Source organism: Ornithinimicrobium pulveris, assembly GCF_050261105.1.
Classification (GTDB): Bacteria; Actinomycetota; Actinomycetes; order Actinomycetales; family Dermatophilaceae; genus Ornithinicoccus.
Genome location: NZ_CP189837.1, coordinates 1149069 through 1172044 on the forward strand (window position 1 = coordinate 1149069; position 22976 = coordinate 1172044).

19 protein-coding genes are annotated in these 22976 nt (G+C 71.7%); 8 read left to right on the forward strand and 11 right to left on the reverse strand.

Annotated elements, in window-relative coordinates; genetic code table 11:
• Positions 1 to 75 precede the first annotated feature (75 nt).
• Genes ACQBAT_RS05320 through ACQBAT_RS05365 form a run of 10 tightly spaced genes read right to left on the reverse strand, consistent with a single transcriptional unit; the run spans position 76 to position 13311 of the window.
• The gene (locus tag ACQBAT_RS05320; protein ID WP_420746190.1) at positions 76 to 1107 is read right to left on the reverse strand and encodes an FHA domain-containing protein; all 1032 of its coding nucleotides are present in this window, start codon (positions 1105 to 1107) and stop codon (positions 76 to 78) included.
• Positions 1104 to 2390, reverse strand: a complete 1287-nt coding sequence (locus ACQBAT_RS05325) for a hypothetical protein (RefSeq protein WP_420746189.1) — start codon at positions 2388 to 2390, stop codon at positions 1104 to 1106. Before ACQBAT_RS05325 ends, ACQBAT_RS05320 begins: the two co-directional genes overlap by 4 nt.
• Positions 2383 to 3639, reverse strand: coding sequence for a PP2C family protein-serine/threonine phosphatase (locus ACQBAT_RS05330; RefSeq protein ID WP_420746188.1), 1257 nt, complete (start codon positions 3637 to 3639; stop codon positions 2383 to 2385). The genes ACQBAT_RS05325 and ACQBAT_RS05330 overlap by 8 nt, the downstream gene beginning before the upstream one ends.
• Entirely contained in the window at positions 3636 to 5972 is a 2337-nt protein-coding gene (locus ACQBAT_RS05335; RefSeq protein WP_420746187.1) for a tetratricopeptide repeat protein, read from the reverse strand. The genes ACQBAT_RS05330 and ACQBAT_RS05335 overlap by 4 nt, the downstream gene beginning before the upstream one ends.
• Positions 5969 to 7105, reverse strand: a complete 1137-nt coding sequence (locus ACQBAT_RS05340; RefSeq protein WP_420746186.1) for a hypothetical protein — start codon at positions 7103 to 7105, stop codon at positions 5969 to 5971. Before ACQBAT_RS05340 ends, ACQBAT_RS05335 begins: the two co-directional genes overlap by 4 nt.
• The gene (locus ACQBAT_RS05345) at positions 7102 to 8589 is read right to left on the reverse strand and encodes a hypothetical protein (protein WP_420746185.1); all 1488 of its coding nucleotides are present in this window, start codon (positions 8587 to 8589) and stop codon (positions 7102 to 7104) included. The genes ACQBAT_RS05340 and ACQBAT_RS05345 overlap by 4 nt, the downstream gene beginning before the upstream one ends.
• On the reverse strand, positions 8586 to 9851 hold the full coding sequence (locus tag ACQBAT_RS05350) for a hypothetical protein (protein WP_420746184.1): 1266 nt from the start codon (positions 9849 to 9851) through the stop codon (positions 8586 to 8588). Before ACQBAT_RS05350 ends, ACQBAT_RS05345 begins: the two co-directional genes overlap by 4 nt.
• A complete protein-coding gene (locus ACQBAT_RS05355; protein ID WP_420746183.1) occupies positions 9838 to 11478 on the reverse strand; it encodes an AAA family ATPase in 1641 nt (546 codons plus the stop codon). Before ACQBAT_RS05355 ends, ACQBAT_RS05350 begins: the two co-directional genes overlap by 14 nt.
• Positions 11475 to 12074, reverse strand: a complete 600-nt coding sequence (locus tag ACQBAT_RS05360; RefSeq protein WP_420746182.1) for a hypothetical protein — start codon at positions 12072 to 12074, stop codon at positions 11475 to 11477. The genes ACQBAT_RS05355 and ACQBAT_RS05360 overlap by 4 nt, the downstream gene beginning before the upstream one ends.
• Before the next feature lies 1 nt (position 12075).
• On the reverse strand, positions 12076 to 13311 hold the full coding sequence (locus ACQBAT_RS05365; RefSeq protein ID WP_420746181.1) for a toxic anion resistance protein: 1236 nt from the start codon (positions 13309 to 13311) through the stop codon (positions 12076 to 12078).
• A gap of 226 nt (positions 13312 to 13537) precedes the next feature.
• Between ACQBAT_RS05365 and ACQBAT_RS05370 the strand changes: the two genes are divergently transcribed.
• The 3 genes from ACQBAT_RS05370 to ACQBAT_RS05380 are packed head-to-tail and all read left to right on the forward strand — an operon-like array spanning position 13538 to position 17648.
• Positions 13538 to 14320, forward strand: a complete 783-nt coding sequence (locus ACQBAT_RS05370) for a DUF998 domain-containing protein (protein WP_420746180.1) — start codon at positions 13538 to 13540, stop codon at positions 14318 to 14320.
• On the forward strand, positions 14317 to 16857 hold the full coding sequence (gene lysX / locus ACQBAT_RS05375; protein ID WP_420746179.1) for a bifunctional lysylphosphatidylglycerol synthetase/lysine--tRNA ligase LysX: 2541 nt from the start codon (positions 14317 to 14319) through the stop codon (positions 16855 to 16857). The genes ACQBAT_RS05370 and lysX overlap by 4 nt, the downstream gene beginning before the upstream one ends.
• A 20-nt stretch (positions 16858 to 16877) precedes the next feature.
• Entirely contained in the window at positions 16878 to 17648 is a 771-nt protein-coding gene (locus tag ACQBAT_RS05380) for an amino acid--tRNA ligase-related protein (protein WP_420746178.1), read from the forward strand.
• A gap of 238 nt (positions 17649 to 17886) precedes the next feature.
• Here the strand turns inward: ACQBAT_RS05380 and ACQBAT_RS05385 are convergent, their stop codons facing one another.
• The gene (locus ACQBAT_RS05385; protein ID WP_420746177.1) at positions 17887 to 18180 is read right to left on the reverse strand and encodes a DUF1905 domain-containing protein; all 294 of its coding nucleotides are present in this window, start codon (positions 18178 to 18180) and stop codon (positions 17887 to 17889) included.
• A 109-nt stretch (positions 18181 to 18289) separates the two neighbouring features.
• Here ACQBAT_RS05385 and ACQBAT_RS05390 point away from each other — a divergent pair, with 109 nt between their 5' ends.
• The 5 genes from ACQBAT_RS05390 to ACQBAT_RS05410 all read left to right on the forward strand — a co-directional run bounded on the left by ACQBAT_RS05390 (position 18290) and on the right by ACQBAT_RS05410 (position 22973).
• Entirely contained in the window at positions 18290 to 19393 is a 1104-nt protein-coding gene (locus ACQBAT_RS05390) for a PLP-dependent cysteine synthase family protein (RefSeq protein ID WP_420746176.1), read from the forward strand.
• Positions 19394 to 19514: 121 nt separating this feature from the next.
• Positions 19515 to 20798 (forward strand): DUF445 domain-containing protein, encoded by a 1284-nt coding sequence (locus ACQBAT_RS05395; protein ID WP_420746175.1) that lies wholly within the window; start codon positions 19515 to 19517, stop codon positions 20796 to 20798.
• A gap of 110 nt (positions 20799 to 20908) precedes the next feature.
• Positions 20909 to 21352: a hypothetical protein gene (locus tag ACQBAT_RS05400; RefSeq protein WP_420746174.1), complete on the forward strand. Its 444-nt coding sequence runs from the start codon at positions 20909 to 20911 to the stop codon at positions 21350 to 21352.
• Positions 21353 to 21427: 75 nt separating this feature from the next.
• The gene (locus ACQBAT_RS05405) at positions 21428 to 22069 is read left to right on the forward strand and encodes a DUF1345 domain-containing protein (protein ID WP_420746173.1); all 642 of its coding nucleotides are present in this window, start codon (positions 21428 to 21430) and stop codon (positions 22067 to 22069) included.
• An 85-nt stretch (positions 22070 to 22154) separates the two neighbouring features.
• Positions 22155 to 22973, forward strand: a complete 819-nt coding sequence (locus ACQBAT_RS05410) for an AMIN-like domain-containing (lipo)protein (RefSeq protein ID WP_420746172.1) — start codon at positions 22155 to 22157, stop codon at positions 22971 to 22973.
• Positions 22974 to 22976 lie beyond the last annotated feature (3 nt).

The following is a 22976-nucleotide window of genomic DNA, read 5'->3' on the forward strand; positions in this document are numbered from 1 at the left end:
CCCCGACTCTAGGCTGTCGCCGCCGCGGGCGGGAGCAGGACCCGCGCGTGGGCGTGGGCGGGGGCGTCCGGGCGCTCAGCCCTCGTTGCGTTCCTCGGCCGGGGTGGCCTGGCGCAGCACCAGCCGAGTCCAGGCGCCCACGTAGATCCGGTCGTCCCGGTCGATCTCGACCCGCTGACCTGGGGTGATGGGGCTGCTGGGGACGGGCTCGCCGACCTGGCCGACGAAGGTCCCATTGCTGCTGCCGAGGTCCTCGATCCACCACCGCTGGCCGTCGCTGGTGAGCTGGGCGTGGCGGCGGGAGACGGCCGAGTCGGCGCCGGAATCAACCTCCGGTCGCACGCCCAGGCTGCCCGAGGGGCGGCCGATCAGCGCGGCGCTGCGGGTCAACCGGACGATCTCGGGCACACCCGGGCTCGGGCAGGCCTCCTCGGTCGCCTGCACGGCGTACCAGTCCGGATCGACCCAGATCTCCACCACCCAGGTCTCGGAGAGCGCCCGAGAGGGTGGGGTATGCCGTGGCTTGCGGGCCGGCGGTGCGCTCGGCTCGGGCTCTGGGTCGGGTTGCGGCTCGGGCTCTGGGTCGGGTTGCGGCTCGGGGTCGGGCTGCGGCTCGGGCTCGGGATCGGCATCTGCCTCCGGCTCGTGCTCTGCGTCCGGCTCCGGCAGGTCCAGCAGGGATTCCGACTCGTCAGGGAGCGCAGCGTCCGCACCATCGACCTCGTGCGTGTCGGGAGCCGGGGCCAGGTCCAGAGAAGACACCTCGGGCTCCGGCTCCACCTCCGGTTCGTCGCTCTCGACCACGTCGGACGGCTCGTCGGGTGCTTCCGGTTCAGAGCCCATGGGCGGGGTCCCGGTGGTGAAGTCGTACCCACACTCCTCGCAGAAGAGCGCGTCGACCACATTGATCCCGCCGCAGTGCGGACAGGTCTGGGTCGCGCCCGAGCCGTCGGCGGCCGACTCGCCCCCAGGATCAACGGCAACGAGGTCCGCGGGGGTGGGTGACGGCATACCGGACGGGGCGGGGGCAGCACCGATCGGCGACCCGCACGTGTCGCAGTAGTCGGTGGCCTCGCTCCGGTGGCCCTCGGGACAGGTGACGGTCACGTCGGCCGGACCCTCGTGGTCTTCGTCGAGGCGGTGTCCAGCTCCATCTCGTCGAGCTTGTCGACATGCCGCTTCAGGTGCACCCGGCCGGTGGCCGCATCCTCGATGTCGACCACACGGGCGAGGCGGGAGGTGGTGGCGGAGTCGCCGGTCTCCTGGGCGAGCTGGGCGGCCCGGCCGAGCTTGGAGGTGGCGGTCGCGTCGTCACCGATCGCCTTGGCGCGCAGGCCTTCCTGGATCACCGAGGCGAGCTCGGTCTGCCCGGTGTAGTGCGCGACCTCGGGGCTGATCTGGGCGGTGAGCAGGCTGTCGGCGGACCACCGGGCCTTGACCAGACCCTGCGCGGCGACCTCCTGCCCGACGGCGAGCTGGACGCGGGCGGCGAGCTGCTCCTGCCCGATCGCGCGGGGGGAGAGGCGGACGGCGACGTGGTAGTCGCGGGTCTCATCGCCCCAGGCGCCGGTGTCGTACCCGCCGGTGAGCGCGTTGACCTCGACCCGGCGCGAGGAGAGGTCCTCCAGGGTGGGGGAGACCTGCTTGACGAAGAGGACCTCCGCGCCCTGCGGCGCCCACACGCGCAACTGGGTGTCGCTCACGCCGCGACCCATCGACTGCTGCATCAACTGGGCGAAGTCCTCGGACAGCCCGTCCCAGGTGCGGATCAGTTCGACCGTGCCCATCAGGGCCTCGGCGATCCGGCGCACCTCGGCGACCTGCCAGGCCGCACCCAGACCACGGCAGTCAGCCTGGAAGCGGCCGCGGACCTGCTCGATCGCCCAGGACAGCTCCTCGGGGGTCTCGTGCTGGTTGGCGCCGTCGGTGAGCAGGATCGCGTGCCGCTTGGTCAAGCTCGGGACGGTCGCGAAGAGCTGGCCGGCGGCCAGCAGCCAGCGGCCCATGGCGGTGCCGCCGCCGGGCGCCAGTCGTTGCAGCGAACGCTTGGCCTCCAGGCGGGTCTGCGGCGACATCCGGGCCATCTGCGCGACGGTGCCGGTCGGGTAGCACAGCGCGGCCTCGTGGTTGCCGGCCACGATCGCGAACCACACGCCGTCGACGATCTGGTCCAGGGCGGCGGAGGCGGCGTAGGCCGCGGCCTGCACGCCCTGGACGTCCATCGAGCCGGAGACGTCGACGATGATGATCTCGCCTGCCTCACCGGACGCGCTGCTCATCGCCTGGACGGTTCCGGCGCCCGAGCAGGTCACCGACACGATGGCGTGGACATCGGTGCCACCATCGGGCAGGAACTCGTTCTGGTGGACGGTCGCGGTGAACTCAGCCATGGTTCCCATCCTGCCCCGAGGGGTCGGTTGGTGCCGCATCCGGCTGCGCGGACGCGGGCCCGGTCCGCGCGAGCGCGACGGTGATGTTGTCGGCGCCGCCCTTGCCGTTGGCCCAGTCGACGAGGTGCTGGCCGAGGTCGAGCGGGTCCTGGCCCACCGCACGCTCCGCCTCGCGCAGCACCGCGCGCAGGTCGGCGGGCTCGGAGGCGTAGTTCCACAGACCGTCCGAGCACAGCATCAGCCAGCCCGTGGACGTGACTTCCTGGGTGACGACCCGCGGATGCTGGTCGTGCGCGTCCGGCCCGAGCCAGCGGGTGATGGTGTGCGCCAGCGGTCCGGCCTCGGCGGTCGCGCGGTCGATCCCGGCGTCCACCTGCTCCTCGGCCATCGAGTCGTCCCGGGTCAGGCGCAGCGGCTCGCCCTCGTCCGGGAACCAGTACGCCCGGCTGTCCCCGACATTGCCCACCGTTGCCAGGTCTGCCTCGACGACAGCGAGCACGATCGTGCAGGAGGGGGCGGATTCGCCGAACTCCTCGCCCACCTCGGCGACCGCGTCGGCGGCAGCCTTGGTCGCCGCCTGCAGCCGCTCCTGCGCCGGAGCGTCGCTGGTGGTGAGCACCTCGAGCGCTGCATAGGACGCCGCCAGGCTGGCCTCGGCCGAGCGGGGCGCGCTGCTCACGCCGTCGCAGACGACCAGGGCCGCGCGCAGGTCGGGGGCGTGCTCGTCCGCCCAGACCGCCATCGCGTCCTCGTTGTCCGTATGCCGGATCCCCCGATCGCAGACCGCCGCCACCCGGTCGGTCGGCCGGCTGGAGAAGTGGTGGCGGGGGTCGGGCCGACGCTCGCCGCACTCGGTGCACCAGCCGTCGGCGTCGAAGGCACCGCCGCAGCGGCAGGTGCCGTGGTCCTCGGGCTCCGGCTCGGGGTCGGCTGGGGGCGCGGAGTTCAGGTCACCGTCGAGGACGAGCATCGGCTCGGGCAGCGGGGGCGGACCGTCGCTGAACGGCTCGGGCTCGCTCTCCTGGTCCGCGTAGGTCGGGCCGTCCACCGGCAGATCGGGGTCGATCGGGTCCGGCGGGTCGAGGGGCACGATGTCGCCCTGCGCGTCCTGTGGGGTGTTTTCGGGGTCACCCTGCGCGTTCGGTGGGGTGGTTTCGGGGTCTCCGTGCGCGTCCGGTGGGGGGTTTTCACCGACATGCTGCGCGTCCGGTGGGGTGGTGGGGTTGTCGTCGTTGTGCGGCAGCGTCATGTCCAGCTCCAGGGGCGGATGGCGTTGGCTCGGTCGATGAGGTCGGCCCGCTCCTGCGGGTCGGGGGTGTAGTCGGCGAGGAAGCGGTATTCCTTCTCCAGGGCGCGGCGGAGGGCGTCCTGGGTGACCGGGACCTCGCCGAGGCGCCAGTTCTCCTGCTCGCCGTTCCGGTTCACCTCCTCCAACGCCTGCTCATAGATCGTGGCGTTGAACTGGGCGCGCTGGCGCGGGTCCAGGGTCAGCCGGGAGACCGAGAAGATCGACTCCCGTAGGTCGGCCAGGGCTCCGCGTGAGCGCAGCAGCTCGGCGCGCAGCCACCGGGCCCGCGGGTGGGCGCGGCTGTTGCGCGGCACCGAGTCCAGCGCCTGCAGGGCGCCATCCTCGTCATCGCGAGAGCGGCGGACACGGTAGAGACCGAAGGCGGCGGGTGCGACATACGCGGCGTCGGTCCGCCAGCACCGCTCGTAGTCGAGCTCGGCCGCCCGGCTGTAGCCGCCGAGCTCACTGGCCAGCGCCAGCGCCAACCGGGGCGCGACCTCGCCGGGCAGGGCGTCGCGGACGGCGGCGAAGTGGCCGGCCGCCTCCTGACCGGCGGTGGTCCGCCGCCTGGCCACGGTCTCCTCGTCGGCGCCCTGGGAGGCGGGCGTGCTGCTCTGCGACAGCGCCCACAACCCGCGCAGCCAGGAGGCCCGCCAGTCCCACGGGTCCTCCCTCAACAGCTCGCGGACCGCCGTGTCGAACCAGCCCTTCTGACCCAGCCGGATCCCGGCCATCGCACGCGCCATCAGCACCTCGGGCGTCTGGTCGTCGGCCTCCTCCAGCGCCTGGTAGAACGCGGCAGGGTCGGCCGTCGGCAGCCCCGAGATCCAGTCCAGCATCGGGTCGCCCTCGTCGTGCTTGACCTCCGGCAACTCCCACCAGCTCAGCGTCTCACCGGTGGACACCGGCGCCTCGAAGGCGGCCGAGTGAGCCGACAGGGTGGCGCCGTGGTCGCTGTCGGCGGCCACGACCTGGCGCAGCACACCGATCAACTGGCCCCGCAGCTCATCGATCGTCAGGAAGCGATCGTTGGGATCGGGGGCGCAGCAGCGCGCGACCAACCGGAAGAAGGCGTCGTGCGCCACGAAGGGCGGGACGCTGCTCGCTGGGGGCAGGGTGTCGACGTAGTCACCCTGGTAGCCGCGGAACTCGAAGGTCAGCACGCACAGCGTCCGTCCGATCGTGTAGATGTCCGAGGCCACCGACGGCCCGACCTCGGCCACCTCCGGCGCCTGATAGCCCACGGTCCCGTAGATCGGGGAGTCCAGATCGTCCGCGCGCCGCACGCCACCCAGGTCGATCAGCTTGACGCCATCGCCCTCCTGGATGAGGTTGTCGGGCTTGAAGTCGCAGTAGAGCAGGTTGAGGTCATGGAGGTGGGCGAAGGCTGGCAGCGCCTCCAGCACGAAAGCCAGCGCCTGATCGACCGGGAAGGGGGTGTAGCGGCCACCGTTGTCAGCCATCCGCTGCTGCAGCATCTGCTTCAGGCTGGTGCCGCCGACGTACTCCATCACCGTGTAGCCATCGCCCTCGTGCGTGACGACGTTGTAGATCTCCACGATCAGCGGGTGCTTGACCTGCGCGAGGAACTGCTGCTCTGCGACCGCGGCGTCCAGCGCGTCCTGGTCGCCGGTGTTGAGCAGGCCCTTGAGCACCACCCAGCGGTTGGACACGTTCTGGTCTCGGGCCAGGTAGATCCAGCCCATGCCGCCGTGGGCCAGGGCGCCCTCGACCTTGTACTGCCCGGCGACCAACTCGCCCGGCGACAGCTTGGGCGTGAAGGAGTAGGGCGCGCGGCACTGCGGGCAGAAGCCCTGCTGGCGGCCCTCTGCCTCGCCCGCGGAGCGGCCGACTTGGGCGCCGCAGTTGGGGCAGACGCGCCGGTGCTCGGGCACCTGCGGGCTCTCCAGCACCGCCTCGGCCGGGTCGCCGGGCGGGACCGCGGGCACCTGGGTCAGGCCCATCCCGAGCCGGGAGCGCCGCGCGGCCTGGGCGCGCTGGCGGCGCACCGCCTGCGCGCGGACGGCCCGCGAGGACTGGCCGGGGGCGGGGGTCTGCACGTGGGCCTCGGCGGCCGAACCGGCGGGGCTGTCCGGGTCGGCGCCGGCCAGGTCGCCGGACCCGCCGCCCGATCCGGCCGGGGATCCACCGCCTGACCCCTGCCCCGCGGAGTCCGGTCCGGGACGCAGCGGGGTGGCCTCGACCGGTGCCTGCGAGGGCTCCGGGGAGCCGCAGACATTGCACCAGCCGTCCTCGTAGGTGCCGGTGCAGCCCGGCTCGACACATGCGGTCACGAGATCACCCCCAGGGTGCGTGCGTAGGTCTCCTGAGCCTGGACCAGCGCCTCAAGCCGCTTGAGGTCGACCGGCTCGGCGGCCAGGTGGTCGGTGGTCTGCTCCACGAGCGGCGCGAGGGCGGACAGGCTCTCCCCGCCGCCCTCGAGCGCGGCGGCCATCGCGCGCGCCCGCTCGGCAAGGTCGTCGCGTCGGGCGAGGGCCGCGGCATACGTGCTCTGGGCCATCGTCAACGCCTGGTCGACCCGCTCCAACCGTCCGAGATATGCCGTGAGCTCGCCCGGGTCGCTCGGCACCGGTCCGAGGGCGGTCACGTCGGGCACGCCCAGGGTGGGGGCGGGTGAGACTGCGGCGCGGGTGCGCTCGGCGAGGGTCCGAACGGCCTGGCCGCGGGCGGCGAGCTCCTCGACCTCGCGGGTGGCCTGGGCATGGTCGGCCCGGGCGTGCGCGCGGGCGGAGGCGGCCACGATCAGGTCCCGCTCGGCGGTCGCCGTCTGGGCCTCGAGCGGCCCGATCAGCCCGCCCACGTCGGCGCCGCGGCGAGCCCGCTCGGTGATGTCCTCCAGCCGTGAGTCCAACTGCCGATGCAGCTCGGCGGCCGAGCCGCGACGGCTCTCGGGGATGAGCGCGACCTGGTCGGCGACCCGTTCGACGGCCTGCCGCAGGGTGCGCAGACGACCGGAGACATCGGGGTCCGAGCCATCCAGCCGCAGCCGGGACCGCAGCGAGGAGGCCAGTGAATCCGAGAGCCGGCAGGCCTCAGGCAGGGAGACGGCCAGCGCCTGCCCGCCCGCGCGACCACCGGGCTGCTCCAGGCTGCCCCAGACCAAGGTGGTGATCCGGCGGCGCTCGGTCTCGCCGACCCGGCCGTTGTCCCAGGTGGCCAGCAACAGCTCGAGCCGGTCCGAGACCGCCTGCCAGAGCGTCATCGACAGCGTGACGTCGGGGGTGATCGAGGCGCGCTCGGAGGAGGATTCGACCTCCATCGCGGCCTCGTCGAGAGCGTCCAGCTCGCGGCGGCGCTGGTCCTTCCATCGGATCAGGGCGTCGAGATAGCGCAGCAGTTCCCGGTCGGGCACGTCGGCGCCGAGCGATCCGGGGGCCGGTGGCGCGGTGGCGTAGGCGCTGCTCATGGCCAGTTGGTGTCCTTCCACTCCTTGCGGCGGGCGCGTTTCTGGACGCCGGCGTCGGGGGCCGGGGCGAACAGGGCCAGCACCCCGAGGGCGCCGGAGATGACGACGGCGAGCAGCATCGGCCACCCGGGGGGTTGTTCGTTGAGCCGATCGACCAGCGTGTCCGCAGCCTCGGAGGCTTGATGGTGTCGATCAGCCAGGACCGGTCGCAGCGACTCGGTGAGCGGCTCCAGCATCTCCAGCTGGTCCTGCTCCGATGCGCCGGTCATGTCGGCTCGGGCCTGGGCGTAGGCCTGGCCCACGGCGGACGGGACGCCCTCCAGGTCGGGCCCACGGTAGGGGCCGTCCCAGTACTCATCGTCGGTCCCCGAGACCCGCAGCCCCAGCACCCGCTTGACGTCACTGCTGTGCCCGAGCCTGAGGGAGTCCACGGTCCGGGTCGTGGTGGTGACCTCCTCGAGCTCGGCCGACACTCCGCCCCGGGACATCTGCAGGAAGACGGCGCTCACCCCCAGCGCGACGACGGAGGCAGCCACGAGCGCGAGGGCCAGCCACGCCTCACGCTGCAAAGCCTGGAAGGCGAGGGCGATGAGGCAGCCGGCGGCACCGGCGAGCAGGAGCCAGGCGAAGAGGGGCCAGGGAGCCAGCTCGGCGGCGGCGTTGCGCAGCAGGTAGGTGGGGACGACGGTGGAGACGATACTGCTCAGCCGCTCCCAGGCGGCGGCGACGCGCACCGGCGAGCCGTCCTCCGTCACCGTCGTCAGCGCCTCCTCGATCGTCCCCGCCTGATAGCCCTCGTAGCGACGCTCGGCCGGTGTCAGGTCGGCGGCGGCTGCGACTGCCTGGTCGACCCGATCCCGGGCTGCGGCCACGTCGGCTGAGTCGGTGAGCCGCTCGCGCAGTAGCAGGGTGGACTCCAGCTGCACCTCGTCCCAGGCCTGGGAGGCGGCCAGCTCGGTTCGCCAGTCGTCCGCCGCGTCGAGGGCAGGGGCCGTCATGGCCGCGAACAGCACCGACAGGATCCCGAGCGCCACGGCGAACCAGGCGAACCTGGCCGGGGCGCCGCTGTTGCGCAGACGCTGCTCGGCGGGCGGTGCCGGTCGGTCGGGGATGAGGTGCTCCTGGCCGCTGGCCCGAGCCTGTCGACGGGCCCGCTGCGAGGCCCGGTACAGCTTGCGCTCGGCGTCCTGCAGCTCCCGCTCGCGACGAGCCAGGTCACGCTCGATCTGCTTGCGGGACGCGGTGATCTCGTTGTCGGCCTGCCGGCGCCGGCGTCGAGCCTCCTGCTCGAGCTCGGCTCGGCGGCGATCCAGCTCGGCCTGCTCCCGGCGCAGCTCCTCGATCGTGGTGTCCTCGACGGCGGGGCCGCGCTGACCAAGGACGAGCATGGGGCGCTTGTCGTGCTGGCCCGAACCGGGACCGGAACCGGTGGTGCGGTCGTTGCTGTTCCGGCCGTCGCCGCGGCCGTCGACGCCGTCACTCATCGGTAGTCCTGCAACCGTCGGGTGATGCCGAACCACGCCAGCCCGGCGGCCACCACACCCAGCACGAGGGCGAGGCCGGACCCGACGGCGGCCGAGGTGCCGACTGCCCCGGAGACCGACTCCTGCTGGTCGAAGCGCTCCCGCAACTCGCTGATCACGCCGTCCAGGTCCGAGCGCTGCCCCTGGACCACGTCGAGGCGGGCCTGCTGGCCCTCGGCCTCGGTGATGCCCTCGAGCCCGCTGGCCACGGTGCGCCAGGACTCGCTGAGCGAGCTGTTGTCCAACTCGTCCACGGCCTGCGTCGCCGACGACAGCTCGGAGCCGAGGTCGAGGTCGCTGCCCAGCGCCACGGCATACCCGGCCTGGCCGGCCTGGAGCACCTCCTGGAGCGCGGTCGCGGTCCGGCTGCCCTCGTCGACCCGGTCCTGCAGGTTGAGGGGGAGGGCCGCGGGGTTCATCGAGGAAAAGGTGAGCCAGCCGGTGATGAGGGTGGCCGCGAGCAGCGGCACGTTGAGGATGCGGCGGGTGCGCAGCGCCATGAAGACGAGCACGCCGATCAGGGCAGCGGTGGTCAGCACGCCCACGGTCGCGGCCAGCCCGGAGCGCGAGCCGGCGGCGAGGGTGGAGGCGTGGTCCCGCGCGAGGGCGTCGGAACGCTCGGCCACCTGGCGGGCCAGGGTGGACGCCTCGTCCAGGGTGGTGGCGGCAGCCTCCTGATCGGTCACCGCCTGCTCGGCGGCCTGCCCCGAGAGTACGGTGACGCGCACGATGTCGCGGGCCTCGGTCGGGTCGCCGGACCCCGAGCCGGACTGGGCGGCAGCAGCCTCGGCGAGGTGCTCGGTGAGGGCCTCGCGGGAGTCGGGGGCATCGCCTTCGGCGGCGACGAGGCGGGCCGCCTCGAGGTCGGCGCCCGCGATCTCGACGCCGGTGGCCTCGGCGGCCTGCCACTGCGCGGCCAGCACGTTGGGGGTGGCGTTCACGCCGCTGGTGTCGAAGGTGCCGGTGGCGAGGATGCCCGTGAGCAGCGCCGCGCCCGTGGCCAGGGCGCGCGCGATCCGCATCCGGGCCGGGGTGGAGGCGAACCGGCTGGTCCTGGTCGACTGGCCGTCCGGTGCGCCCTGGGTGACGGGCTGCTGGCCGGCCTGCTGCTGGGTGGCGGGGGTGCCGGGCGCAGCCGCGGTCGCCCCGCCTGACTGGGCAGCGGCACCAGCGGGCTGGGCAGCGGCGGCTCCGGCGCCCTGGCCGGGATCAGGACTCGTCACGCTGGCCCTCGCTGTCGTCGCTGGGCTCGTCGCTGGATTCGTCGGCCTCGACCGACAGATCCACCGCGTCGCGGTCCTCGAAGTCCACCCGCTCCAGGGTCCGCAGCTGCTCGACGGTCGCGTCCTTCTCGTCGCGCAGCCGCCAGGCGTGCCGCCCGATGGCGGCTTCGAGCATGTTGCGGGAGAACCGGCCGTTGCCGAAGCTGGGGCCGCGCGGGGTCGCTGCCAGGATCTCCTTGAAGCGCTCGGTCGCATCCTCGGACATGTCGTAGTCCATCCGCGAGGCCAACACCTCCTGGATGCCGACCAACTCATCGTCGCTGTAGTCATCGAACTCGATGATGGTCCGGAAACGGCTCTCCAGCCCCGGGTTGAGCCCGATGAACTCGGCCATCGGCTCGGGATAGCCGGCCACGATCACCACGAGGTTGTCGCGGTGGTCCTCCATCTCCTTGACGAGGGTGTCGACGGCCTCCTTGCCGTACTGGTCGCCGGACAGGCTGTAGGCCTCGTCGATGAAGAGCACGCCACCCTTGGCGCTGTCGACGACCTCGGCGGTCTTGGCGGCCGTCTGCCCCAGGTAGCCCGCGACCAGCTCGCTGCGGTCGACCTCCACCAGCTGGCCCTTGGAGAGCAACCCGAGGGCCTTGTAGATGCCGCCGACGAGCCGGGCGACGGTCGTCTTGCCGGTGCCGGGGTTGCCGACGAAGACCAGGTGCCGGGTCAGGGTGACCACGCGCAGCCCGGCCTCCTGGCGGCGGGCGTCCATCTTCAGCACCGCCACCTGTCGGTGGATCTCGGCCTTGACCCGCTCCAGCCCGATCAGCTCGTCCAACTCGGCGAGCAACTCCTCGAGCGACTTCTCCGGCTCCGCCGGCTCATGCTCCTCCGGCTCCTCCGTCCCCTCGGGCGGGGGCTGGGTCGCCACCGGGTCCGGGTATGCCGCTTCACCAGGCTGCTGGCCCGGCTCGCCTTGGGTGTGGCTCGGCTCGCCTTGGGTGTGGCTCGGGTCGCCCTGGGTGTGGCTCGGGTCCTGCTGGCCGAGGTGGCCGAGTATCTGGCGCATGCGCTCGGACTGCTGCTGGGCGCGCTGGAGCAGGTCGGAGGAGAAGCTCTGCAGCGCAGCCGGATCCAGGGACAGCCTCGACCCCTCCGTGGACAGCCCAGAGCTCGGCTGCTGCGGTGCGGTCAGGCCGCCGGTGGGGCTGCTGGGACCGTGGCTCGGGGAGACCCCAGCAGCGCGCAGCTGGGTGGAGGCCATCGCGGTCGCCCGGCCGACGCTGACCGCGCCCACCCCGTGCTGCGCAGCCGCGGTAGTCGCGATCTCGGCGAGCGCTTCGGCATACCCCCGGGCGTGGGGAGAGGCGTCGGCGAGCAGCGTCTGCAACGAGGTGGTCGGGATGGAGGAGAACCGACGTCCCCGGGGCACCATGCCGAAGAAGTCGCTTGCCGGGTGGTTGAAGGCGCTGCCCCAGGCGCGGGCCAGCTCGCTGGCACCGTTCGACTGCTCCATCACGGCGGCGGCGAGCGCCTCACCCTCGGCGCGCACGGTGCCCTCGTCGAGCCCGGCCTCGCGGCCGATCCGGGCTAGCACGTCCACGGTCTCGCGCAGCGACTGGGTGGTCATGAATCTCCTTGGGCGGGTGGGGTGAGCGGGCTGATCGAGCCGGTCGCGTCGTCGGCGCTGGGCATCTGTGGCACTGGGGTCCCCTCCTCGACACGCAGGGTGCCGCCGGCGCCGGCGCTGCCGAACTTCTCGGCGATGAAGCGGCCCTGGGCGACCAGCTCGCGGGCGTCGTCGCGGAAGACCGCGTCGAAGACCCGGTCCATCGTCAGGCCGAGCAGGTCGAGCTGGTCGACCAGGACCATGAGCGAGGTCTTGGCGCCGTCGACCGGGCGAGTGTCGGCATACCGGCGGGGGAGGCGTTGATAGGAGCCGATCGCCTCGGGCAGGTAGTCGGTCGCGGTGGCCATCACGGTGTACCCCAGCTGGCTGCCGCTGATCTTCTCCAGGCGGGGCACGGTGTCGCGGGCAGTGTCGATCACGCGCTGGGCGCGGGCGACCACCACCGAGGGCAGGGCGCTGGAGCCGAGCAACTGCTCGGTCTGGTCCAGCGCCTCGAAGACGTCCTGCGCGGTGGGCGGCGGTGGCAGCACCATCCGCTCCTGCTCAGGCGTCGGCGTCCGCCCGAGCATCCGGTCGAGCAGGTCTCCGAAGGCCACGTCAGCGACCGGTCGTAGAGGAGTCCAGGTCCAGGTTGCCGCCCTGCAGACGCACGTCCGTGCGCTTGGCGCGGTCCAGGTAGGCCTGCGACTTCTCGACCTCGCCCTCGAGCACGCCGATGGTCTGGGCCATGTTGTCCAGGGCCTGACCACGGAAGGCGTCGATCGCGTCCATCGTCTCGTAGATGTTGGCGAAGGCGGCCTGCAGCTGCTCCAGGCCCAGGGTCGAGGACGCGGCCTGCTCCTGGATCGCGACCGAGTTGTCCCGCAGCATCTCGGAAGTCCGCTGGATCATGTCGCTGGTCGTGGTGTTCAGCGCGGTGATCTGGTCCAGGACCAGCTTCTGGTTGTTGAGCGCCTGGGCCACGAGGACGGCGGTGCGCAGGGCGCTGACCGTGGTCGTGGAGGCTCGGTCGACGCCCTTGATGAGCTCGATGTTGTTCTTCATGATGATGTCGATCGCCAGGTAGTTCTGGATCGACACCGCGAGCTGGGTGAGCAGGTCCTGGTGCTTCTGGCGGACGTAGAACAGCACGTCCTCACGCATCGCCTTGGCGGCCTCGGGGTCGTTCTCCTCGAGCTGGGCGACGTGGGCGGACACCTTGGCGTCCAGCTGCTCGGCGATGTAGACGTACTGGTTGAGGCGGCCCATGGTGTCCCAGAGCTGCTGCTTCTCCATGTTGAGCGAGGCGTTGTCCTTGCGGAGCTCGTCCTGGCCGTTGAGCAGCGCGTGCAGGATGCCGTCGAGGTGCTTCTCGGCCGACTCGTACTTGCGGAAGTAGTCACGCAGGCGGTCCCCGAACGGGATCATCCCCAGGATCCGGCGGGTGCCGCTGGCCTGCTTGGGGTCCAGGTCCTCGACCGTGCGGCGCAGCTCCTGCAGGGTGCGGCCGACCTTGGACTCCTTGGAGACCCCGCCCTCGTTGAGCGCGCGGACCGGGGACTTCAGCAGCCGGTTGGAGGTCTCGGCGGCCTTGCGGATCTCGGCGTCACCCATGGTGCGCACGTCCGCGGCACGCTTGGCGAACTCCGGGCTGCGGGTCTCGGTCTGGGTCAGCCCCTGCAGGAAGTCCTCGACCTTGGCGTCCAACTTGGGCAGCGCCTCGGCGCTGACCTGCGGGGCCATCTTGGGAGCGGCAGTCTCGGCGACCGGCTCGCTGGCGGCGGGTGCGGTGAGCACCAGGGGTTCGGGCCCGGCGAGGGGCTCGGGCGCGGCGAGCGGCTGCTGGTCGGTCATCGTCTCTCCTAGAGGTGCGGGACGAGGGTCGAGAGCCCCCGGTGGCGGAACCTGGCAGCAGGTCCGACGGGTCCATTCTGCAATCAGTTCCCAGCCTCGCACACGGGGGCTGGCCCCCGGGAGTCGCGAGCCGATCGACGACGACCGAGGACACGGCATACAGGGCGTGGGTGGCTGCGGGCACCTGGGGCCCGCCCGACCGTCACGCCCCGAGTAGCGTCACCCCGTGCCCGACACACCCACCTCTCCGCCGCCCTCGGCGCGACCGTCCGCCGACCGGGCCGTGGACATCGCGCGGTGGTTGGGACTGCTGGCGGCGGTCCTGCAACTCTCCTGGCTGCTGGAGTCGGTGGTCGGCTCCCCGCTGCCGTCCCGCACGGCCTACGTCAGCGAGCTGATGGCCTCCGACCAGCCGACGGCCTGGCTGTTCCGCGGTGCGGACACCGTCGCCGGTATGGCGTTGCTCACCGCTGTGCTCCTGTCCTGGGGCGTGGTCCGCCGGTGGCGCAGGTCCACTCAGAGGGGCGAACGCCCGTCCCGACTCCTCGGCCTGGCGCACCTGGGCCTGGGGGTCTTCGGGGTCGCCATGGTCGTGGACGCGGTGCTGACGCCGATGTCGTGCGCCCCGTCGATCGAGGTGGCCTGCGCCCAGGCGGAGCTGACGGGGCAGGTGCCGCTCACGCACCAGCTGCATTCGCTGGTCAGTTCCCTCTCGGCGATGGGGGCGCTCGTGGGGCTGGTGTCGGCGGCGGTGTGGGCCTGGAGTAGGCGGAGACGGGCGACAGTTCACGTCGGCGCGCTCGTTGCGGTGGCCCTGGGCTACGTGATCGTCACCGTCTGGGTGCTGCTGGAGATGGCCAGCGCCACGCCCGGGCACGAGCTGAGCGGCCGCATCGGCCTGGATGTGCTGGGCTGGAGCCAGCGGGCGGGGATCACGCTCTCGGCCCTCGGGTTGGCGCTGGTGGCCACGCTGCCCACGCTGAGGTCGGACGCAGGGAGGACAGCATGACGGGGAGGCCGAACGGCACGTTGGCGCGCATCAGGGAGACGACCCCGCAGTGGTTCGCGACCGTGCTCGTCATCTTCGGCCTCTTCAGCCTGCTCGGCATCCTCCTGCAGCGCTGGAGCGCCTACGACTCGCTCAACTTCTTCCTCGGTCTCTTCGTCGTGCCGAGCGGGCCCAGCTTCTTCCTCGCCGCACTGCTCCTCGTGATGGCCGGGGCGGTCCGTCGCCGGTTCCGGGCCGCGCACACCGTGCTGACCGTCGTCATGTCGGTGACCCTGCTGAGCTCGATCGCGGTGCTCTTCTGGGACATCACCGACCCCATCCCGGGCTCCACGTGGCACATCCCGGCGCTCGATGGCCTCATCGTCGTGGCCAACCTGCTCGTCGTCGGCTTCGTGGCCTGGGCGCGCCCGGCCTTCACCGCCAAGATGACCGGGCGGTCGCTGCGCGATGCCGTCCTGGTCTTCGTCGGGGGGATCGTCGCGGCCTTCATCCTCAGCCTGGCCCTCGTCAGCCTGCCCGCGGACGCCGGCGGGCACGGTGTGAAGGACCGGGCGCTCTGGTCCCTCGGAGCCATCCTCGGCACCTGGGACGATCCCTCGCTGCCCGACCTGGGTGCGCGGTGGATCGCGGCCCTGGTCAGCCTGGTCTCGGCGGTTGCGGTGATCGTGGCCCTCGCGGTCCTGTGGCGCGGGGAGCGCACCTCGGCCCTGCTGAGCCCGGAGGAGGAGCTCCGGGTCCGCGAGCTCCTGCTGCGCCACGGCGAGGATGACTCCCTGGCCTACTTCGCCACCCGACGGGACAAGTCGGTCGTCTTCTCCAAGGACGGCGCCGCAGCCGTTGCCTACCGAGCCCAGGGCAATGTCTCGGTCGCCAGCGGTGACCCGCTCGGTGATCCCCAGTCCTGGGACTCGGCGATCGAGGCCTGGCTGGCTGACACCCGGGAGCACGGGCGCTACGCCGCAGTCCTGTCGGCAGGCAGCGCCGCTGCCCGGCTCTACACCCAGCACGGCCTGCGCGCCCTGGTGCTCGGCGACGAGGCGGTCCTCGACGTCGACACCTTCAGCCTCGACGGCCGGTCGATGCGACCCATCCGCCAAGCGGTCAACCGCGTGGAGCGGGCGGGCTACACCGCCGAGGTGCGGCGGACCGGCGACCTCGACGCGACCGAGCTGCGCCAGCTCGCCGACCTCGCCGAGAAGTGGCGGGGCGCCGCCACCGAGCGCGGCTTCTCCATGGCGCTCGGCCGGTTCGGCGATCCGGCCGACGGCCGGTGCGTGGTCGTGGTGGCCCGAGACCAGGCAGGCGCCCCCGCGGGCCTGCTGTCCTTCGTGCCCTGGGGCCGCCGCGGGCTCTCGCTGGACCTCATGCGCCGCGCGCCCGACGCCGAGAACGGCGTCACCGAGTTCATGGTCACCGCCCTGGCCCGGCATGCCGAGCAGCTCGGCGTGCGCCGCGTCTCGCTCAACTTCGCCGTCTTCCGGCACGTCTTCAGCGACGCCGAGGAGGTCGGGGCGGGTCCGGTCACCAAGGCCTCCGACGCCGTCCTGCGCTTCTTCTCCCGCTTCTACCAGCTGGACTCCCTCTACCGCTCCAACGAGAAGTACGAGCCCACCTGGGTCCCGCGGCTGCTCTGCTGCGACCCGATGCTCACCGCCGCGCGCGCCGGCGTCGCGATGGGCGTCGCCGAAGGCTTCATCCCGACCGTCACGCTCCCGCTGCTCAGCGGCGCCCACCCCGAGCGGCTGGAGCGCCCCCGCGACCCCAGTTTCGCCGAGCGGGTGCACGCCCAGGAGAGCGAGCTGTCGCGGCCGGCCCCGCCCGTCCGCCGCCTCAACGAGCAGCAACGGGTGCGCCTGGCCAAGGTGGACGCACTGCACGAGGCCGGGCACACGGCATACCCGGACGCGGTTGCCCGGGACACCACGCTGGCGGCGGCCCGCGCCGAGCTCGACACGCACCTGGCCGGCTTGCCGACCGACCGCGCGCCGGACGTGCGGACCGGGCGAGAGGTGCGGATCACCGGTCGGGTGCGGGCCCTGCGCGACCTCGGCGGGGTGGGGTTCGCGGTCCTTGAGGAGGACGGTCGGCGCCTGCAGGTCGTCGTCGACGCGTCCCGTATGCCGCAGCCCCAGCGCGCGGACTGGCGCCGCTTTGTCGACCTCGGGGATGTCGTCGCGGTCTCGGGTGAGTTGGGGACCTCGCGCACCGGTGAGCCGAGCGTGCTGGCCGACGGGTGGCAGATGGCGGCCACGTGCCTGAACCCGGTGCCGGACCTGCACGCGACGCTGGCCGAGGATGCGCGGAGCCGGCAGCGGGTGCTGGACCTGATCACCTCGCCGGACGCGCTGGACTTCCTGCGGCGGCGCGCGCTGGGCGTGCAGGAGATGCGGGCGGTGCTGGTCGAGGAGGGCTACCTCGAGGTCGAGACCCCGATGCTGCAGCGAGTGCACGGTGGGGCGGCGGCCCGACCGTTCGTGACGCACATCAACGCCTACGACATGCTCTTCCTGCGGATCGCGCCCGAGCTGTATATCTGAAACGGCTGGCCGTCGCCGGGATGGGCCGGATCTTTGAGCTGGGGCGCAACTTTCGCAACGAGGGCGCGGACGCGACGCACAACCCGGAGTTCACCGCGTGCGAGGTGTATGCCGCGTGGTCGGACTATGACGAGATGCGCGAGTTGACCCGGCGGATCGTGCTGCGGGTGGCGCAGGCGGTGAACGGGCGGCCGGTGGCGCTGCGGCCGGATGGCGCCGGTGGGGTGAGGGAGGTGGACCTGACCGCGCCGTGGCCGGTGGTGACGATCCACCAGGCGGTGTCGCGGGCGAGCGGGCACGAGCTGTCGGCGACGTCGACGGTGGCCGAGGTGGCCGCTGCGTGCGAGGAGCACGGGATCGAGGTGCGGGGTGGGGCGACGGCGGGGCAGTTGGTGATGGAGCTCTACGAGGCGCTGGTGGAGAAGCAGACCGACTACCCGACCTTCTACTGCGACTTCCCGCAGGAGGTGTCGCCGCTGGCCCGGCCGCACCGCAGCGTCCCGGGGCTGACCGAGCAGTGGGACCTGGTGGGTTTCGGCGCTGAGCTGGGGTGTGCGTACAGCGAGCTGACCGACCCGATCGACCAGCGGGAGCGCCTGACCGAGCAGTCGCTGGCCGCGGCGGCGGGAGATCCGGAGGCGATGCAGCTGGATGAGGACTTCCTCGAGGCGCTGGGCTATGGGATGCCGCCGACCGGTGGCCTGGGTCTGGGCGTCGACCGGATCGTGATGCTGCTGCTGGGCCAGCCGATCCGCGCCACCCTCGCCTTCCCTTTCGTCCGCCCCCAATAGCGACCGGGGACCCCGTTTGTCGTGACCGGGGACCCCGTGTGTCGTGACCGGGGACGCGGTTTGTCGTGACCGGGGACGCCCTTTGTCGTGCGGAGATGCGGTTTGTCGTCCACGTGTCCCCGGTGGGCGCATATCGTGTCGCCGGTGGGGGCAAATCGTGTCCCCGGTGGGCGCATATCGCGTCGCCGGTGGGGGCAAACCGTGTCCCCGGTGGGGGCAAATCGTGTCGCCGGTCGGGTCAGGAGGAGCGGATGGTGAGCTGGACGGTCACGGTGTCGCCCATCTCGATCCCCTCGGCCCGGCGGACGGCGTCCTTGAGCGGCACCCACCAGGCCCCCTGGCGCGGCCAGAGCGAGGTCGTGAACTCGGTGTCCCCGACCTGGCCGGTGACCGGGATCATGCCCCACCCGTAGGTCACCTCGCGCATGATCTCGGTCAGCCACTCCGACTCCTCGGGCGGCGCGACCACGAAGTGAAAGGGCGCCGGCCCCCGCCACTCGACGACCTCGCCGGAGAACTCGAGGTCAGCCACGGCATACCCGGGGAATCGGGGCGGTGCACGGTCGGCGACGCATGCTCGCAGCGTAGCCCCGGACGGCCCGTGTGGGGGTGTGTCGGTCCCGGCGGCTAGCGTGCAGAGCGTGGACATCGAAGCCCTCACCGACTGCCATCCGGCCCGCACCACCGACCGGGGATGGGTCGATGAGGCCGTGCGCCGGCTCACCGCCGATGCCAACCGCAGCGCCGACACCCACCTGATCCAACTGCACCTGCCGCGAGGGTGGGACGTCGACCTCTATCTCAAGGACGAGTCGACGCACCCGACCGGCAGCCTCAAGCACCGGCTCGCGCGTTCCCTCTTCCTCTACGCGCTGTGCAATGGCTACCTGCACGAGGGCACGACCGTCATCGAGGCCAGCTCGGGCTCCACCGCGGTCAGCGAGGCGCACTTCGCCCGGATGCTAGGCCTGCCGTTCGTCGCGGTCATGCACCGCGACACCAGTCCCGAGAAGATCGCCCTGATCGAGCGTGAAGGCGGCACCTGCCACCTCGTGGACGATGCCGCCGCCGTGTATGACGTGTCGCGCGAGTTGGCGCGCGGGTGCAATGGCTACTTCATGGACCAGTTCACCTTCGCCGAACGGGCGACCGACTGGCGGGGCAACAACAACATCGCCGAGTCGACCTTCTCCCAGATGTCGCTCGAGCGGCATCCCGTCCCGGAGTGGGTCGTGGTCGGCGCCGGCACGGGTGGCACGTCCGCCACGATCGGCCGCTACACCCGGCTGCGAGGGTTGGCCACCCGACTGTGCGTGGTGGACCCCGAGGGTTCGGCCTTCCTGCCCTCCTTCGCCGACCGCGCCGACGGGTTCACGCCGTGCGGCTCACGGATCGAGGGAATAGGTCGGCCGCGGGTCGAGCCGAGTTTCATCCCGCAGGTGGTCGACCGGATGATCGGCGTCCCGGACGCGGCGTCGGTCGCAGCCATGCGGTTCCTGGGTGAGCGCACCGGCCTGTCCTGCGGGCCCTCCACCGGCACCGCCATGTATGCCGTGTTGAAGCTGGCCTGCGAGCTCCGGGCCGAGGGTCGGTCGGGGTCGATCGTGACCCTGCTCTGTGATGGGGGCGGGCGCTACGCCGACACCTACTGCAGCGACGACTGGGTGAGTGAGCAGGGGTGGGATCTTGCGCCATACCGGGACGTCCTGGAGCGCGCGTGGGAGGAGGGCGTCTGGAGCGGGTGACAACAGACTCGCTGTGCTCCGCGGAGCACGGGGCCATGGGCTGCGCGAGGCGGGACGGAATACGGTGGGGGGCGGGGCGCTTGGACCGGGCGGCCGCACGGCAGAACTCAGGAGCACCAGCATGACCACCTCCACCCGCCCAGCCAGCAGCAACCCCATCCCTCGCGGCAGCGCCTCGATCGACGACGCAGCCCGTCGCCGTGGCCTGCGGCAGATGCGCGCGGTCGCGACCGGGCTCCTGGTCTTGATGGCCGTGATCTACGTGCTGACCCATGGCTACGGCGGCTGGGTCGGCTATGTGAACGCAGCCGCGGAGGCGGGGATGGTCGGCGCGATCGCCGACTGGTTCGCCGTCGTCGCTCTCTTCCGCCACCCACTCGGTCTGCCCATCCCGCACACCGCCCTGGTGCGGCGCCGCAAGGACGACCTGGGCGCGAGCCTGGAGCAGTTCGTCACCGAGAACTTCCTGACGCCGGAGGTGATGCGGGAGAAGTTCCTGGACGCCCAGGTGGTGCGGCGCCTCGGCGAATGGGTGTCCCAGCCCGACAACGCCGAGCGCATGGTCTCCGAGGCGGTGCCCTTCCTGAGCCGCGGGATCGAGCGGATCGACGAGGACGAACTTCGCACCCTGGTCGAGGAGGTGCTGCTGCCGCGCATCCGCCGCGAGCCGCTCTCGCCGATGGCCGGCCACCTGCTCGAACGGATCGTCGACGACGGCTCGCACCGAGGACTGGTCGACCTGGCCGCCCGCGAGCTGCACGCCTGGCTGGCCCTGCACCAGGACGAGGTCGAGTCGATCGTGCGCTCCCGCGCACCCGGTTGGGCCCCGGCCTGGGTCAACGACCAGGTCACCCGGCGCGTCTACCAGGAGGTCCTGCGCTGGGCGCGCGACATCAAGGACAACCCGGACCACAACGTGCGCGAGGCGCTGGACTCCTACCTCGCCGATCTGGGCCGTGACCTGCAGCACGACCCGCGGACTGCTGCGCGGTTCGAGGCGCTCAAGGAGCGGCTGCTGGAGCACCCGCAGGTCAGCGCCACCGGCGTGCGGCTGGGGGAGACCCTGCGCACCACCCTGCTGGACGCGCTCAACGACCCGACCGGCCACCTGCGCACCCGGATGGTGACCGAGCTCGCGGCCCTCGGTCGGCGGATCGTCGAAGACGACGGCGTGCGGGCCCGGCTCGATGAGTGGAGCGCGGACACCGTCGTCGGACTGGTGGAGCGCTTTGGTCCGGAGATCACCTCGGTCATCTCCCAGACGATCCAGCGCTGGGACGCCCGCGAGGCCTCGGACAAGATCGAGCTGCACGTGGGGCGCGACCTGCAGTTCATCCGGCTGAACGGGACGATCGTGGGTGCGCTCGTGGGTCTGGTGATCCACACGGTCTCGCAGTTCCTCTAAGGGGGAGCCAGGTCCGTCCACAGGGCGCGCGCGAGGGGCATTTTCCCTGGTCAGCGCGGTGCTGTGGATAACTCCTGCGGGCGGCGTCGGCGTCTCGGCACAGTGAGGCCATGACTTTCGAAGACCTTCCCAAGGACTGGCCGTCCCGACCGCTGGACGACCCCATCGTCGGCCCGGACGTCGTGGATCTGTGCGTCTCCTACAAGGACCGGCTCGATGGCGGGTTGAGCGTCCTGTTCTGCCGCGCCGACGCGACCCTGGCCCAGCCGGTGTTCATCGGCGACTTCGAGCTCGGCGACGACCTGGCGCTGGCTGCGGAGCGGATGATCGAGATCGGCACCAGCCTGCCCGGGGTGGGCGGCCTGGTGATGTCGGTGGTGCGCGAGGTGGGGTGTCCCACCGACGAGGACCGGCGGGTGCACCAGCGGGCGCTCGAGGTGTGTGCTTCCTATGACATGCGGCTGGTCGCCTTCAACGTCGTCACCGCCAGCGGGATTACGCCGCTCGCCGTGGCGCCCGAGCTGAGCCTCGCCGACCCCAACGCTGCCGCCTGATCGGAGGTGTCCGACCTCGTCCAGTTGCCAAGGCAGCGCGAGGCGCCGCAGGGACCCTAGTCCTAGGGTGTCTCCATGAGCCGCTCGAGTCGCCTCCACCGGCGGATGACGGTGCGGCTGCTGATTGCCGCTGTGCTCGGGATCGTGGTCGGCTTGGCACTCATCCTGACCCCGATCTCGCCGGTGAGTCGCATCCTCGGGGCAGTCTCGGCGGCGTTGCTGATCTACAGCCTCCCGCTGATCTGGATGTTCTCCCGGCTGGACGAGGACGAGACCGCACGACGCTTCGATCAAGTCGATCCGTCCCGCTCGGAGATCGAGCTCCTGGTTCTCGGCGGCGCTGCTGCCAGCCTGCTGGGGGTCGGCGTCTCGCTCTTCCAGGGCGGGTCCCAGATCGACGCGGTCATCGCGGTGCTCACCGTGGTGGCCGGCTGGCTCACCGTGCACACCACCTACACCCTGCGCTACGCAAAGCACTACCTGCTGGTCGAGCCGGGCGCCATCGACTTCCCTGGCGCCAAGGGCCGACCCCAGCTGTCCGACTTCGCCTATTTCGCCTTCAACCTCGGGATGACTTATCAGGTCTCTGACACCGACTTGCAGACCCCGACCATGCGCAAGCTCGCCTGGCAGCACTCGATGCTGTCCTACCTCTTCGGCACCGTGATCATCGCCGTCGCCCTCAACCTGCTGATCAACCTCGCCTCGAGCGGGTAGTCACGCCTCCGTCCCTCGGCGCGGGTTCGCTCGGGCGTTGCCAGCCGAACCTGCATCGCGTGTCCGTGCTCGATACGGTCGAACCATGCGACGAAAGACGGCAACCGCACTGCCCTCTGCAACCGCACTGATCGCCGCTCTCGCCCTGGCGGGGTGCCAGGACGCCGGTGAGACCGAGCCGGACGGGGACACCGGGACCACCCCGACCGCCCCGGCCCCGACTCCTGACGGGGATGACGAGACCGACGACGCCACCGATGACACCGATGAGACGGACGACTCCACCGACGCCGCCGACGACACAGACGACGCCGACGAGACAGACGACGCCGAAGACGCCGACGACGGTGCGGACGACACCGCCGACAACGCCGACAACGGTGCGGACGACACCGGCAACGGTGATGACGACGCCACGGATGACAGCGATGACATCGATGCCGCCGACCTGCCTGCCTTCGTCGGACCGGACGAGCAGCTCGAGCAGCGCCCGGACGACGCAGCCCAGGAGGTCGGCCAGGAGATCATCGACGTGCGGGTCGCCGGCCAGGATGGCTTCGACCGCGTCGTCTTCGAACTCTCCGGCGACGAGGTGCGCCTGGGGTGGCTTGCGGCATACCAGGACGTGGCCACGGACCCGGCGAGCGGTGAGCCGGTCGAAGTCGCGGGCAGCAGCGTGCTGTCGGTGCCGATCCTCGGGATCGACTGGCAGGCTGACCCGCCGGAGCGCTACGACGGCCAGACCGTGGCGGGTGCCGACACCGACAACGTGACCGAGGTCGTCTTCGACATCATCTATGCCGGGGAGCAGCAGATCTTCATCGGCGTCGATGACCAGACGCCCTACCGTGTGTTCGCGCTCAACGATCCCGCGCGGATCGTGGTCGACCTCGAGCACCCGTAAGGG